General features: G+C 66.7%; 16 protein-coding genes and 1 tRNA gene. 8 read left to right on the plus strand and 9 right to left on the minus strand.

Features of this window, described 5'->3' with window-relative positions; all coding sequences use genetic code 11:
• Positions 1 to 49: 49 nt before the first annotated feature.
• Together ACWIEX_RS15705 and ACWIEX_RS15710 are read left to right on the plus strand one after the other, a co-directional pair.
• On the plus strand, positions 50 to 1243 hold the full coding sequence (locus ACWIEX_RS15705) for a CaiB/BaiF CoA transferase family protein (RefSeq protein ID WP_454033950.1): 1194 nt from the start codon (positions 50 to 52) through the stop codon (positions 1241 to 1243).
• Positions 1244 to 1251: 8 nt separating this feature from the next.
• The gene (locus ACWIEX_RS15710) at positions 1252 to 1878 is read left to right on the plus strand and encodes a TetR/AcrR family transcriptional regulator (protein ID WP_454033951.1); all 627 of its coding nucleotides are present in this window, start codon (positions 1252 to 1254) and stop codon (positions 1876 to 1878) included.
• Positions 1879 to 1881: 3 nt separating this feature from the next.
• On the opposite strand, the gene pdxR is transcribed toward ACWIEX_RS15710, so the two are convergent.
• Positions 1882 to 3309 (minus strand): MocR-like pyridoxine biosynthesis transcription factor PdxR, encoded by a 1428-nt coding sequence (gene pdxR / locus ACWIEX_RS15715; protein WP_454033952.1) that lies wholly within the window; start codon positions 3307 to 3309, stop codon positions 1882 to 1884.
• 75 nt (positions 3310 to 3384) lie between these two features.
• Between pdxR and ACWIEX_RS15720 the strand changes: the two genes are divergently transcribed.
• Positions 3385 to 4008, plus strand: coding sequence for an FMN-binding negative transcriptional regulator (locus ACWIEX_RS15720; RefSeq protein WP_454033953.1), 624 nt, complete (start codon positions 3385 to 3387; stop codon positions 4006 to 4008).
• A 101-nt stretch (positions 4009 to 4109) separates the two neighbouring features.
• The gene (locus ACWIEX_RS15725) at positions 4110 to 4793 is read left to right on the plus strand and encodes a metallophosphoesterase family protein (protein WP_454033954.1); all 684 of its coding nucleotides are present in this window, start codon (positions 4110 to 4112) and stop codon (positions 4791 to 4793) included.
• A gap of 10 nt (positions 4794 to 4803) precedes the next feature.
• Here ACWIEX_RS15725 and ACWIEX_RS15730 read toward each other — a convergent pair whose 3' ends face one another.
• Positions 4804 to 5163 (minus strand): hypothetical protein, encoded by a 360-nt coding sequence (locus ACWIEX_RS15730; RefSeq protein ID WP_061969248.1) that lies wholly within the window; start codon positions 5161 to 5163, stop codon positions 4804 to 4806.
• Positions 5164 to 5427: 264 nt separating this feature from the next.
• Here ACWIEX_RS15730 and ACWIEX_RS15735 point away from each other — a divergent pair, with 264 nt between their 5' ends.
• Positions 5428 to 6381 carry a ring-cleaving dioxygenase gene (locus ACWIEX_RS15735; RefSeq protein ID WP_454033955.1) on the plus strand — a complete coding sequence of 318 codons (954 nt, stop codon included), beginning with the start codon at positions 5428 to 5430 and terminating at the stop codon, positions 6379 to 6381.
• A 67-nt stretch (positions 6382 to 6448) separates the two neighbouring features.
• Here the strand turns inward: ACWIEX_RS15735 and ACWIEX_RS15740 are convergent.
• The 3 genes from ACWIEX_RS15740 to ACWIEX_RS15750 form a co-directional block, all read right to left on the minus strand.
• Positions 6449 to 6524: transfer RNA gene (locus ACWIEX_RS15740), tRNA-Ile, on the minus strand.
• Positions 6525 to 6649: 125 nt separating this feature from the next.
• A complete protein-coding gene (locus ACWIEX_RS15745) occupies positions 6650 to 9055 on the minus strand; it encodes a methyl-accepting chemotaxis protein (protein ID WP_454033956.1) in 2406 nt (801 codons plus the stop codon).
• A gap of 315 nt (positions 9056 to 9370) precedes the next feature.
• The gene (locus tag ACWIEX_RS15750; RefSeq protein WP_454033957.1) at positions 9371 to 9778 is read right to left on the minus strand and encodes an acyl-CoA thioesterase; all 408 of its coding nucleotides are present in this window, start codon (positions 9776 to 9778) and stop codon (positions 9371 to 9373) included.
• 138 nt (positions 9779 to 9916) lie between these two features.
• Here ACWIEX_RS15750 and ACWIEX_RS15755 point away from each other — a divergent pair, with 138 nt between their 5' ends.
• The gene (locus tag ACWIEX_RS15755; RefSeq protein WP_454033958.1) at positions 9917 to 10354 is read left to right on the plus strand and encodes a VOC family protein; all 438 of its coding nucleotides are present in this window, start codon (positions 9917 to 9919) and stop codon (positions 10352 to 10354) included.
• Here ACWIEX_RS15755 and ACWIEX_RS15760 read toward each other — a convergent pair.
• On the minus strand, positions 10339 to 11574 hold the full coding sequence (locus ACWIEX_RS15760; protein WP_454033959.1) for an MFS transporter: 1236 nt from the start codon (positions 11572 to 11574) through the stop codon (positions 10339 to 10341). The two genes, ACWIEX_RS15755 and ACWIEX_RS15760, sit on opposite strands and share 16 nt — an antisense overlap.
• A 139-nt stretch (positions 11575 to 11713) precedes the next feature.
• Entirely contained in the window at positions 11714 to 12001 is a 288-nt protein-coding gene (locus ACWIEX_RS15765) for an HlyU family transcriptional regulator (RefSeq protein WP_454033960.1), read from the minus strand.
• Positions 12002 to 12206: 205 nt separating this feature from the next.
• On the opposite strand from ACWIEX_RS15765, the gene ACWIEX_RS15770 reads away from it, so the two are divergent.
• On the plus strand, positions 12207 to 12524 hold the full coding sequence (locus tag ACWIEX_RS15770; protein WP_454033961.1) for a hypothetical protein: 318 nt from the start codon (positions 12207 to 12209) through the stop codon (positions 12522 to 12524).
• 149 nt (positions 12525 to 12673) lie between these two features.
• Positions 12674 to 12925, plus strand: coding sequence for a DUF2798 domain-containing protein (locus ACWIEX_RS15775; RefSeq protein ID WP_454033962.1), 252 nt, complete (start codon positions 12674 to 12676; stop codon positions 12923 to 12925).
• Between the two features lie 2 nt (positions 12926 to 12927).
• Here the strand turns inward: ACWIEX_RS15775 and ACWIEX_RS15780 are convergent, their stop codons facing one another.
• Both ACWIEX_RS15780 and ACWIEX_RS15785 read right to left on the minus strand, forming a co-directional pair.
• Positions 12928 to 13353: a secondary thiamine-phosphate synthase enzyme YjbQ gene (locus ACWIEX_RS15780; protein ID WP_454033963.1), complete on the minus strand. Its 426-nt coding sequence runs from the start codon at positions 13351 to 13353 to the stop codon at positions 12928 to 12930.
• Positions 13353 to 13964 (minus strand): LysE family translocator, encoded by a 612-nt coding sequence (locus tag ACWIEX_RS15785; protein WP_454033964.1) that lies wholly within the window; start codon positions 13962 to 13964, stop codon positions 13353 to 13355. Before ACWIEX_RS15785 ends, ACWIEX_RS15780 begins: the two co-directional genes overlap by 1 nt.
• Positions 13965 to 14007 lie beyond the last annotated feature (43 nt).

The raw sequence follows: 14007 nt of genomic DNA on the forward strand, positions 1-14007 counted from the left end.
AATACCTTCCAGCCGGTAAGTAAATATCGGGAACGCGAGGCGACAGGCGATGGGCGCGGCACTGGACGGCATCAAGGTTCTCGATCTCACCCGCGTTCTCGCCGGCCCCTGGGCGACCATGACGCTGGGCGATCTCGGCGCCGAGATCTGGAAGATCGAGCAGCCCGGCGCCGGCGACGACACGCGCGGCTGGATGCCGCCCTCGGTCGAGGGCATCTCGACCTATTATCTCGGTGCCAACCGCAACAAGAAAAGCCTCGCCGTCGATATCGGCACGACTGAGGGTCGCGAGATCATCGTCGAGCTCGCCCGCAAGGCCGATATCCTCGTCGAGAATTTCCGGCCGGCTTCGCTCCGCAAGTTCAAGCTGACCTATGACGATCTCAAGGCCATCAATCCACGCCTGATTGTCTGCTCGATCTCCGGTTACGGGCGCGGGCACGAACTCGAAGAACGCCCCGGCTACGATTTCATCATCCAGGCCGAATCCGGCTTCATGGCGATCACCGGCGAGCGCGACGGCGAGCCGATGCGGCTCGGCGTCGCCTTCATCGACCTCGTCACCGGCATGAACGCGGTGCAGGCGGTGCTCGCCGCGCTCTACATGCGCGAGCGCACCGGCGAGGGGCAGTGGCTCGATATCGGCCTCAACGACAGCGCCCTGTTCCTCCTCGCGAATGTCGCTTCGGGCTATCTCAACACCGGCAAGGAACACGGCCGCTACGGCAATGCCCATCCCAGCATCGCGCCGTACCAGATCTTCGCCTGCAGCGACGGCCGAATCGCCATCGCCGTCGGGACTGAAGAGCAGTTCCGCCGCTTCTGCCGGGTCATCGGCCTGGCCCATCTTTCCGACGACCCGCGCTACGCGACCAACCGCAAGCGCACCGAGCATCGCGACACGCTGCTCCCCCTGCTCGAACAGCATTTCGCAAGCCTGAGTCTGCCCGCGCTGCTCGCTGACCTGCGTGCCGCCAGCGTCCCGGCCGGCGAAGTCCGCAGCGTCGGCCAGGCCCTGACCAGCGACATCGCGGCGTTGCGCCAGAGCGTCGTCTCCGTGCCCGCTCCGGCCATCGGCAGCTTCCGCTCGGTCCGCAGTCCGCTGCGCATGTCCGCAAGCCCCGGCCGGGAGCCGACGCCGCCGCCTGCGATCGGGCAGCATACCAACGCGGTTCTGGCCGAGCATCTCGGCCTTGGACCTGAGCAGATCGAACGGCTGCGGTCCTCCGGCGCGATCGGCTGACTTAAGCCATGTCGGCACCCGGTAACACCGAAATCAAACCGAAGCGCCAGGGACGCCCGCCGATCATTCCGGATGCACGCAACCGCATCCTCGACGATGCCGCCCGGCTCTTCGCCCGCGACGGCTATGACGGGACGTCGCTGGGAGAACTCGCCGCCTCCGTCGGGGTCACCAAAGCCGCGATCTATCACTATTTCCCGAACAAGAAGGAGATCTACGAGGCGATCATCGTGCGCACGCTGGAGGGTTTACGCCAGCATGTCTTGCAAGCCACGATGCAAACCTCCGGCCCCGAAGAGGCGCTGGCCGGCTTCATGACCGCCCATGCCGATTTCTTCGAGGAGCACTACGATGGCTTCCTCACCATGCTCGTCGGCTATGGCGGCATGGAGAATGTCGTGATGATCGCCGAGGCGCAGAAACTGCGCGGCGAGCACGAGCAGGCCCTGCGGCAGATCATCGCCGACGGCGTCGCCAAAGGCGCCTTCCGCCCGATCGATATCGACACCGCCAGCCGCGCCGTGCTCTCGATGCTCAACTGGATGGTGCGCTGGTTCAAGCCAGGCAAGGGCCGCCGCGCCGCGTCCTTCGCTCAGGACTATTGCGACCTGATGCTCGGCGGCCTGCGAAACTGACGGTCAGCCGATAGCCGCAAGCACCTTGGCCAGCCCGGCAACGCCGCGCCGGATCACGTCGACATCATGCGCGGCATAGCCGATGACGAAACCGGCCTCTGGTGGGCGCTCCGCCCCGGACGCATAGAGCGGCCCGATCGGATAGAGGCCGACCCCCGCCTCGCGGGCCGCTTCCACAACCGCCGCCTCGCGCTCCGCCGGAACACCGTTCAGCCAGGCGACGACATGCAGGCCCGTATCCGCGCCGGTCACGGTCAGGCGCGCGCCGCATTCCACTGCCAGAGCCTGCAACAGCGCAGCCCTGCGCTCCGCATTCCGCCGGCGGATGCTGCGGATATGACGCTCGTAGCCCCCGCTGGTGAGGAACTCCGCCAGCGCCTCCTGCTCCAGCAGCGGCGTATGCCGGTCGGTCAGGCGCTTGGCCTCCGCGAAGACGCCGCAGAGATCGAGCGGCACGACGAGATAGCCGAGCCGCAATGTCGGCGAGAGCGTCTTCGAGACCGTGCCGAGATAGATGACCTTATCCGGCGCGGAGGCCTGCAAGGGCGGAATTGGCGCGACGCCGTGCCGGTATTCGCCGTCATAATCGTCCTCGACGATCACCGCCCGCGCCTCGGCGGCCCAGTCCAGCAAGGCCCGTCGCCGCGCCGCCGAAAGCACGCTTCCCAGCGGATACTGATGGGATGGCGTGACATAAACTGCGCGCGCCGTCGGCAACCCGTCCGTCCGAATGCCTTCGCGATCGACGGCAACAGGGACCGCCACGCCGCCCGCGGCAGCGAAGGCATGCCGCGCCAGCACATAGCCGGGATCCTCCATGACGAAGCGATCGTCAGGATTGAGCAGCAGCCGGGCGCAGAGATCGAGACCTTGTTGCGAGCCGTTGACCACGATGATCTGCTCCGGCGCGCAGCTGATCCCGCGGGCGCGCCACAAATAGCTCTGCAGGGCGGCCCGGAGTGGAGCCGAGCCCTGCGGATCGCTGTAACGCAGACGCTCGGCGCGGCGCAGGCTCGCCCGGTTGAGCGCGCGGCGCCAGGCCAGCATCGGAAAATCCGCTCCGTTCAGGTCGCCATAGCGGAGATCGGCGACGCGATAGGTCTGGAACCGGGCTGGTGCGGGGAAGGACAGCAGGCGCCGCGCGAAATCGGACAGGGTCCGCTCGCTTGCAGGCGCAGCAACCTTGGGTGCCGGCGCCGCGGCAAGCCCACGCGCGACGACCGCACGCGCGCCGGGGCGATTGAGCAGATAACCTTCCGCGATCAACTGCGCATAAGCAGCCGTGACCGTGGTGCGCGACACGCCCCATTCGACGGCGAGCGCCCGGCTCGACGGCAGGCGATCGCCGGGCCTGTATTCGCCGCCATGGATCCGCTGCTTGATCGCGGCGATGATCCGACGGGCGACGCCCTGCGCTTCCAACTGGACCACAGAAAACCTTCAGAACTGGATATTCCGATCGGTCCAGATTGCAGGCATGACGGCGCCGGCACAAGGAGTTCCCGCATGTATACCCCACCGGCTTTTCGCGACGAGGACCGGGACAGCCTGCTGGCCACGATCCGGGCCGCGCGCCTCGCAACCTTCATCACCGCAACGGTGGACGGCCCGTTGGCGACCCCGCTGCCGCTCTTCATCGATGAGGCGGAGGGTGAGCATGGCGTGATCTACGGCCATCTCGCCAGGGCGAATCCGCAATGGCACGCACCCGTCATCGGCAACGGCCTCGCCATCTTCGCCGGGCCCGACGCCTATGTGACGCCAAGCTGGTATGCGCTGAAGCAGGAAACCGGCAAGGTCGTGCCGACTTGGAATTACGTCACGGTCCACGCCTCCGGCCCGGTCGAGTTCTTCGACGACCCCGCCCGGTTGCTCGATGTCGTGACGCGCCTCACCAATCTGCACGAGGGCGAACGCGCTGCGCCCTGGGCAGTCTCCGACGCGCCACCCGAGTTCATCCAGGCGCAGTTGCGCGGCATCGTCGGCCTGCGCATGCCGATCGCGACACTCGAAGGCAAGCGCAAGCTCAGCCAGAACCGCAGCCCGGCCGACCGCGCCGGCGTGACCGCAGGCCTTGCCGAAAGCGATCGCCCGACGGATCGCCATGTCGCGACGCTGATCCCGGTCTGAGCCCCGGTCGGGCTCGCCTTCGCGAAGCGCCAGGCTTAAGCAGGACCTACGGATGGCTCATGCGCGTATGAGCCATCCGCGACAATCTGACGAGCCAGCCTATGAAGATCGCGATCATCTCCGACATCCACGGCAACCTTGACGCGCTCCGGGCGTTTTCCGAGAGTTATGACGAGCTCTGGGTGCTCGGCGATCAGGTCAATTTCGGTCCGCAGCCGCGCGAAGTCGTCGAGATCGTCCAAGACCGGGCCGATATCGCGATCCAGGGCAACCACGACCATGCCGTCGGCTTTGACGACGACAGCCGCTGGACGCCAAAATTCCGCGCCATCGCCGAGGCGACACGCCGTCATACCTCGGCAGAGCTGAGCGAAGAGCAGAAGCATTATCTGCGCGAGCTGCCGCTGACCGTCCAGGCCGTGCGTGACGGTACCCGGTTCCGGCTCGTCCACGCCACGCCGTCGGACCCGCATTATGGCTACCTGCTGGAGGATGCGGATGGCTGGGCGGCCGAGCTGGAAAGCGTCGATGCCGACGTGCTGCTGGTCGGGCACACGCATATGCCCTTCATCCGGAGGATCGGGACCAAGACCGTCGTCAATCCCGGCAGCATCGGCCAGCCGCGCGGCGGCAAGCCTCGGCCGAGCTATGCGGTCTGGCAGGATGGCGTCCTCGAACTCCGCAGCTTCGACTATCCGATCGAAGCGACGGTCGCGAAGCTCGAAGCCCTCGGCCATCCCCCGGAGGTCGAGACGGAACTCGTCCGCATCCTCCGGGAGGGGTGATCGATCCCGTTTACGCCGCCCGTTTCGCGACGATGGTCAATTCGCCCTCGCTGTCGAGCGCAGCCATCACCACGTCCCGGGACGTGAAGCCCTTCACGGCAAGGGCCGATTTCAGTTTCGGCTCGTTTTCGATCGTGGCCTGGATCTGCTGAAGCTGTCCGGCCGGCTGCGCCGCCGATTGCTGCTTGACCTGCTCCTGGGCGGCAGCCGGCAATGCGTCCATGTCGACGACGCTGATCGACTTGATCGTCGTTTCCTTTTGAGTGGAGGGAGCCGATTGCGCGGGTGCTGTCGGCGACGCCGGAGCTTGCGCCATCGCGCTGCCCGAGACGATCAATGCAGTGCCGATGGCAATCATGGCGGTTCGCATGGAGTATCCTCCTGTGTTTTGCCGATGGAAGCCGTATCAGGCCGTGCAAATGCGGTCACAGGCTGAAGCCGGTTTGGTCATTTCTGGGCGATGTCATGGCAGGACGCGGAACCAATTCGGATTTGCACACCAAACCAGAAATGGTGACATCAGGTCGCAAGGACCATCTGTTCGCAATTCTCGAACAACCCGTTCTTGAAACGACACCTACTGTGCCAAGCCGGCGCCTCGATATCTGGCAGGACAAACCAGAAAGGGACGATCATGGCTCTTCAACTCAGCGGCATCCATCACCTGACGGCGATCACTGCTGATGCGCCCGGAAACAAGCGCTTCTACACCGACACGCTTGGCCTGCGCCTCGTCAAGAAGACCGTCAACCAGGACGACACCTCGGCCTATCATTTGTTCTATGCCGACGGACAGGCGAGCCCCGGCACGGACATCACCTTCTTCGATTGGCCGGCTGCGCCCGAACGGCGCGGCACGCACTCGATCTCGCGCACGGCTCTGCGCGTCTCGGGCGAGAACAGCTTGAACTGGTGGCACGAGCGCCTTTCGGCCGGCGGCTACGCCAAGGACGACGTGTCGCTGCTGGACGGCCGGGCATCGTTCGACGCCGAGGACCCGGAGGGCCAGCGCCTGCGCTTCATCGATGATGGCGGCACGGGCGATGCTTATGCCTGGTCAGGCAGCCCCGTTCCGGCCGAGCACCAGATCCGCGGGCTTGGCCCGATCACGATCAGCGTGCCCGGTCTCGGCCCGACCGAAGCCGTGCTGACGCAGGTCATGAACATGCGCCGCGAACGCAGCTACGCCTCGCCGGACGGCGCAGGCGAGGTGCATGTCTTCGCGATGGGCGAAGGCGGCCCGGCCGCGGAGCTGCACGTTGCGGTCCAGCCTGGCCTGCCCGTCGCGCGACAAGGCGCAGGCGGCGTCCACCACGTCGCCTTCCGGACTCCGGACCTCGAAGGCATGAAGGGCTGGTCGCGTCATCTGACGGAGAACCGGATTCCCTCCAGCGGCGAGGTCGAGCGCTACTATTTCCGCTCGCTCTATTTCCGCGAGCCGGGCGGCAACCTGTTCGAGATCGCAACCGACGGCCCCGGCTTCGCGGTCGACGAACCGCTTGAGACGCTCGGCGAACGGCTGGCGCTGCCACCCTTCCTCGAGCCACAGCGGGCGCGGATCGAGGCCAAACTCAAGCCGCTCGCCTAGAGGCCGGATCGAGCACCAGAATGCCTCGGCACAATCCTCTGGCCAAGGCATTGATCTGAAACGGAAGTGGTGGGCCGGGCCGGACTCGAACCGGCACCGGCGCTGTTATGAGCAGCGAGCTCTAACCATTGAGCTACCGGCCCGCTCCTCGCCTAGCATCGCCGCCGCCCGGCAAGCAAGGCACATGCGGCCGGAATCGAAAGGGCCTCCCGGCCGGCCGAGAGGCCCTGTTGCGTTCAGGGGAGCGGGATCGCTCCGATCGCGCGCGTCATGCTGCGGCGGGGACCTCACGCTCGTCATGCTCGGCCGCGTGGCCCTGGCGGAAGGTGAAGCGGCCGATATGCTCGGTCAGCGCCCGCGTCTGCTCGTCGGTCAGGGCGAGCGCAGCGTTCGTCTCCTCGACCAGCGCGGCGTTCTGGTGCGCCATCGTGCCGATGCCGTCGATCTCGGTGTTGATCGCCGAGACGTCGCTCGCCTGGCTGCGGGCCGTCTGCGAGATGCCGTTCATCAGCCCGGTCAGCTCGTTCACCGAGGAGACAATCGCGCCGAACATCGCCGAGGTTTCCTCGACCAGGCCAACGCCGACCTTGACGTCGCCATGTGCCGCCTCGACCAGCTTCTTGACGTCGTTCGAGGCATCGGCCGAGCGCTTGGCGAGGCTGCGCACCTCGGTCGCGACGACGGCGAAGCCCTTGCCGGCATCGCCGGCGCGCGCCGCCTCGACCGCGGCGTTCAGCGCCAGCAGGTTGGTCTGGAAGGCGATCTCGTCGATCATCGCGATGACCTCGGAAATCTTGCTCGAGGACTGGCGGATGCGCTGCATCGCTTCCAGCGCCGAGGCCACGACCTTCTCGCCCTGCTGCGCGCGCTCTTCGGCCCCCTGCGCCATGCCGGTCGCCTGGGCCGCCTCGCTCGCGGTCTTCTTCACGGTGCCGGCGAAGGCGCCGAGCTGATTGGTCGCCATCGAGACGGCGTTGCTCTCCTCGCTGGTGCGCTCGGCGAGATCGGTGACGCCGTCGAGGATCTCGCTGGTCGCGCTGCGGACGGCGGTAACCGTCTCGGCCAGGCGGGCGAGCGTGCTCTCGAACTCTTCGGCGAGCGCATTGGTGCCGTCCTTGAGCTCGGCGAAGGCACCCTGGTAGAGCCCCTCGATCCGGGTCGAGAGATGGCCGGCCGAGAGCTCGGCGAGCACGTCGCAGGTCTCCAGCAGGCCGGTCTGGACCGTCTCCAGCAGCGTGTTGACCGAACCGGCGAGCGCATTGAGCTCGGGGTCGGCGAACTGCGCGGCAACGCGCTGAGTGAAGTCGCCGGCCGCGGCGGCCGCGACGACGACGCCGAAGGCCTCGCCCAATTCGCGCATCATCTCGCGGCGCTGCTCCTGCGCCCGCGCCTCGTCCTCGACCTTGGCGAGCTCGGCGGCACGCAACGCCACCGCGTTGTCGCGGAACAGCAGCACGCTCTTCGAGATATCGGAGATCTCGTCATTGCCCTTGGTGTCGACCACGGTCTCCAGCGCGCCGTCGGCGATCGCACGGGTGGCGGCCCAGAGCCGGTTGAGGCGCCCGATGATCATCGGGCGGACGAAGAAGAAGGACAGTGCGAACGCGATCAGGAGCGCGCCGATGCCGATGGCGGCGAGCGTGAGCTCGCTCCGCTCGATCAGGGCCTTGGTCGAGTCGCGCCCGGCGATGGCGCCACCACGGGCAGCCGTCACCAGCTCGCCGACTTCGCGGCGAACCTTCTGCGCCGCCTGGTCGAGATTCTTCAGGCCTGCGACGATCGCGGCCTGCGTCGCGAGATCGCGCTCGCGGATGGCGACGAGACCGCCGGCGCCTTCGCCGAGATCGGTCACGGCACTGACCGCCTGCCCACGCGCCGGGTTGGCCTGCAGCATGTCCGCCGCCGTCAGGAGGCCGCGAACCTGGCCGAGCTGGGCCTTCAGGCGCGACTTGGCGAACTCGAGCTTTTCGGTGCTGTCGACCTGGGAAATCTCGCGCAGCAGGCCGACCGTCTCGCTGATCTGAAGCTGGAGCGCCTGGGCGGTCTGGAGCGAGGACAGATCCTTGTCCAGCACCTTGGACAGGGCGGCATCGAATTCGGCGCCGCTGAGCTGCGCGGCGCTGGTGATGTTCATCTTGACGTTGAACTGGGCGTCGGCCGTCTCGAAATCGGCCATGGCGCTGAAACCTTCGCGGGCCTTGGACAGAGCGGCCAGCGCGGTGGCGGTATCGGCGGCGTTGCGCAGCCGCTCTCCCGTCAGGTCGTTGATGTCGTTGATCTGCCGCGCCAGGTCGTCGATCGCCGATTGCGGCTTGGACTTGTCGACCTTGCCCTGCTCGGCGATGCGCCGCAGCAGCTCCAGCTGGCGCGCCTCGACGCTGTCGAGCTCGCCGGTCAGGGCCGAGCGCTGCTGGAGGGTCGATACTTCGCTGAAGCGAGCCGCCAATGCAGTCGACTGCGTCGCCGCCTGCGAGAGCTCGAGCGCGAGTTCCACGACGGGCATCTTCTGCCCGACCAGATCGTCGACCGTCTGGTCGACGCTGTTATAGGAGAACCAGGCGACCGAGGATGAGACGATGGTCAGGGCCGTCATCACGCCGAGAGCGGCGTAGATGCGCGGCGCGATGCCGATCCGCAACGGCTTGCCCTCACGCGCGGGCTTGGCTTTCGTCATGAAGTCGTACTCCGGAATTCACGCAACGCTGGGGAGGAGCTCGGAAAACAGGAGGACACTTCCGCTCAGGTTCACCCTGAACCGGCCTCGATCATCAGACTGATGCGCGAATCCCCTCCCTCCCCCGGCATATGAGCCAGGCGGGCGGATCCGCATGCAGCGTCGAAAGGCCATGGAAGTCCCCCAGCCGAGGCGCACCCCCGGTCTGGAGCGCAGCATCCTCCAATTGCGCTTAAAGAACGCTTAAAAGTGGATTCTTTTGAATCACCGCGGCAGAAGCGGGATTCATGTTACGTTAGAGGAGGTTAAATTCCCTTAACCTTCCGGCTTCGGCACCGGCCGGGGCCGCCCCTCCTCGTCGATCGCCACGAAGGTGAAGGTGGCGTCGGTGACCTTCTCGTGCAGCGTCGTGCGGAAGCGCTTGGCCCAGGCCTCGACATGGATCTTCATCGAGGTCCGCCCAATGGATTCGATCTCGGTATAGACGCTCAGCACGTCGCCGACCTTGACCGGCCGGATGAAGGTCATCGCCTCGACCGCGATGGTGACGACGCGCCCCTGCGCCTGGTCGACGCCGGCGATGCCGCCGGCCTGGTCCATCCGCGACATCACCCAGCCGCCGAAGATGTCGCCATTGGCGTTGGTATCGCCCGGCATGGCGATCGTGCGCACGGTCAGCGTCCCGCGCGGCGCTTCCTCGGGTCCGTCAGTGGCAGGGCTCATGGGCGTCCTTCAGGCAGGCGGGGAATCCGCTTGGCCGATGATGCTGACGCTGCGGCGGGCGCGCAAGCGGCTACGCTTTGCGTTGCCCGGCGATGTCGCCGACAATCGCGGCAGGCCACGCGAACAGGGATCGATGCCATGTCCAGCGCCAGCACTCCCAAGCCCGAGCCGATGATCATCATCTCGCTGCGCTATGCCGATGCGCCGCGGATGTATGACTGGCTGATCGAGGCCTTCGGCTTCGAGAAGCACGCTGCCTATTATTCGGAGGACGGTAGGACGCTCCTCCACGGCGAGCTCAGGATGGGTTCGAGCTTCGTGATGCTCGGCTCATCCGAGGGCAACGAGTTCGGCAAGCTGGTCTCGCGCCCGGTCGAGCTCGGTGGCACCACCGCCTCGCCCTATATCGCCACCGACGATATCGACGCGCGCTGCGAACGCGCCCGCAAGGCCGGCGCCCAAATCTGCATGGAGCCGACCGACCAGCCCTATGGCAGCCGCGACTTCATCTGCAAGGACCCGGAAGGGCATGTCTGGTGCTTCGGCACTTACCGGCCCTCTCAGCCCGCGACCTGAAGCGGCGGCAGCGACCGCCGGGCCCGCAGCATCAGCCAGCAGACGATGCTGAGATTGACGAGGTTCCAGGCGAGCCCGTTGAGGAAGGCCATCCGGTACGAGCTGAAATAGTCGAAGATCACGCCCGAGAGATAGCCGCCGAAGGCCATGCCGAGCACGGTCACCGACATCACCAGCCCGATCCGGATGCCCGCCTGCTTGGCCGGCAGGTATTCGCGGATGACGACGGCATACATCGGCACGATGCCGCCCTGGAACAGACCGAAGATGCCGCTGACGACATAGAGCGACTGCAACCCGTCGAACCAGAGATAGAGGAACAGCGCCACGCCCTGCATCAGCGAGCCCAGCGCCAGCGTCGCCGCGCCGCCGATGCGGTCCGCGACGAAGCCCGAGCCGATGCGGCTGACGATGCCGAGCAGCATCATCAGCGAGAGCATCTCGGCGCCGCGTGCGACGCCGTAACCGAGATCGCCGCAATAGGCGACGATATGGACCTGCGGCATCGCCATGGCGACGCAGCAGGCGAAGCCCGCGACGCAGAGCAGGAGCTGGAGCTGGCCGGCGCTGAGGCCGAGATCGCCGCGCGCGCCGGCGCTGCTCGCCTCCGCCGCGGCCATGGTCGCCGCCGTCGGCTGGCGCCGGAAGAACGGCGCGAGCGGCAGCAGCACCACCAGCGTGACGACGGCAATGCCGAAATGGGTCGCGCGCCAGCCATGGTTGGCCACGCCCCAGGTGATGATCTGCGGCCAGAACACGCCGGCGAGATAGCTGCCGGAGGCACCGCAGACCACGGCAAGGCCGCGATGCTTGCGGAACCAGTGCGACAGGTCAGAGATCAGCGGCGAGAAGCCGGCGGCACTGCCCATGCCGATCAAGAGCCCATGCGCCAGCGCGAACTGCCAGAGCGAATGCGACATCGCCGCTGCGGCATAACCGGCCGCAAGCAGGAAGGCGCCCATGACGATCGGCACCATGATGCCGTAGCGATCCGCCACCCGGCCCATGATGATGTTGCCGGCGCCGAAGCCGAGCATGGCGAAGGTATAGGGCAGCGAGGCGCCGGCCCGCAGCGTGTCGAACTCGCCCTGCATCGCCGGCAGGACGACGACGACCGACCAGGAGCCGACGCAGGCGATCGTACCGACCAGCAGCGCGACGGCGAGCCTCAGCCAGGCATAGGACGAATCGGGTTGGTAGCGGTCGGCGTCCTGGGACATGCTTCCTCGGCGGCCATATCTTGGGAGATGGCTCTTCTCCGGGCAGCTTTAGCGACTGGAATCCGCCGGGCAAGCGCCTGCGGGGCAGCCCTGCCGCGCGTTAGCGGCAGGAATCATTCCAAACTGCTGCGCTCTCGCCTCAGCGGAAGATGCGGTCGCCTTCCATGTCGACGATCTGCTGGCCCTTCACCAGGGTGAAGTCGGCGGCCTCGGCCTGTCCGGGAAAGCGGTCGGCCCGGATGAAACGATGGCTCTTCGTCTCGCCGTCGACGACCTTCTCGATGACGCCGCAGAGCTGGTACTGGCCCGCCTCTTGGTAGGGCGTGGCATGGATCGTGAAGCCGTTATGCTCGATGCTCTTGACCGGGCCAGCAGGCTTGTCCTCGGCCGGCTTGCGCCCCCCGAACAGCGATTTGAAGAAAGACATGGTGCCTCCGCATTGCTTGCGGCCCGGTATAGGGCAGGAACCGCGCCAAGGGGAGCGCTGTTTCGCCTGATCGAGCAAACGCCATCGTCGGCTCCGCCGCTTGAACGGCGTTTCGCCGCTTCCCACATTGATAATGTTCAGGGCAGCCGCAAGGCTTCCCGATATCCTGCCGCTCCAGCGGCTGCCTCCGGACAGGGAGGTGGTCATGACACTCGGCAAATTCCTGATGATCGCGGGCTTGGCCGGCGCGACGCTGGCGACGTCCGTACTCGCCCAGTCCCCTTCGCCGCGCGGCCCGCCCTGCGCCGATCGCAACCATGTCGTCGGCCAGCTGCGCGACACCTTCGGCGAGCGCATGATCGGCAGCGGACTGGCCGAGAGCGGCGTGTTGTTCGAACTCTATGTCGGACCGACCGGCAGCTGGACGCTGCTGGCCACCACGCCCTCCGGCAGGAGCTGCTTCATCGGCGCGGGCGAGGCCTGGGAGCCGCTGCCGGAGCCTGAGATGTTCGCGGCGCGGTAGGCGGCTTGGCAACCCCGTTCCGATCGACTATGCAGCCGCGATCGGGCTTCGCTCCCGTTCGTAAGCGTCTCACGTCAGACGACGCATCCATTCGGCGCAAGTCGTATCGGATGCGTCCGAACGGCCTGCCCCTTGCGAAAGCCTGTCCCATGACCAGCGCCGCCTACCCTCGCCTCCCCGCCCGCTACGCCGGCGTGGTGATGCCGTTCTTCCTGTCGATCCTGATGACCTTCGTCGTCTCCGGCATCTCGACATTGAAAGCCCTCGGTCCGACCACCGCGTTTCTCCAGACCTGGCCAGCCTCCTGGGCTTTGTCCTGGGTCGTGGCCTTCCCGACGCTGCTCCTGGTCTTGCCGGTCGTCCGGCGTCTCGTCGCGCTCGTGGTGGCGCCGCCGGCCTGATCTCACGCCGAAAGGTGGAGGGCGACCTCGCGCCGATCCGGCCGCTGGCGGTGCTCGAACAGATAGATGCCCTGCCAGGTGCCGAGCGCGAGGCGCCCGCCCATCACCGGAATCGAGAGCGAGACCGACGTCAGCGCCGCCTTGATATGAGCCGGCATGTCGTCTGGCCCCTCGTCGCGATGGACGAGATAGGCCATCGCCGGATCATCCGCCGATGGCACCAGCCGGCGGAAGAACGCGTCGAGATCGCGGCGTACATCCGGGTCGGCATTCTCCTGGATCAGGAGCGAGCATGAGGTGTGGCGCACGAACAGCGTCAAAAGCCCGCTCACCTCGCCACCGGCCTTGACGAAGGAGATGGCGCGGTCGGTAAACTCGTAGAGCCCCGGCCCGTGCGTCTCGACGCTCAGGATCGCCTGCCGCGCCATCAGCGCTCGGTCAGCGCGAGCTTGGCACCGAGCGCGACGAAGGCGGCGGCGAAGCTGCGACGCAGCCACGCCATCACCGCCGGGCGGCTGATGACCTTGTCGCGCATCGCCGCGGCGAACAGCCCGTAAAGCGCGAAGACGATGAAGGTCATCGCCATGAACACACCGGAGAGCTCCAGCATGCGCGCCATCGGGCTTGCCTCGTCGGCCGCGATGAACTGCGGCAGGAAGGCGACGAAGAAGATCGAGAGCTTGGGATTGAGCAGGTTGAGCGCCAGCCCGTCGCGCAGCACCAGCCAGGCCGAGCGCGCATCCGCCCTGGTCTCGACCTTGAGCGCGCCATGCTCCCGGAGCGTCTGCCAGGCCATGTAGAGCAGATAGGTGACGCCGGCATATTTGACGATGGCGAAAGCCAGCGCGCTGGCATGCAGCAGCGCCGCGATCCCCATCATCGCCGCGATCAGATGCGGCACGATCCCGAGCGTACAGGCAAAGGCCGCGAGCACGCTCGCCCGCGAGCCGCGCGTCAGGCCAGCGGCGATGGTGTAGATCGCGCCCGTTCCCGGCGAAGCGACGATGATGAGGGAGGTGAGGAGGAATTCGGGCGACATGGGTGCCTCCGGAAACGGGATGCGCAGGAAGCCCTCTCCCGCA

This window comes from Allobosea sp. NPDC055353, assembly GCF_053644975.1.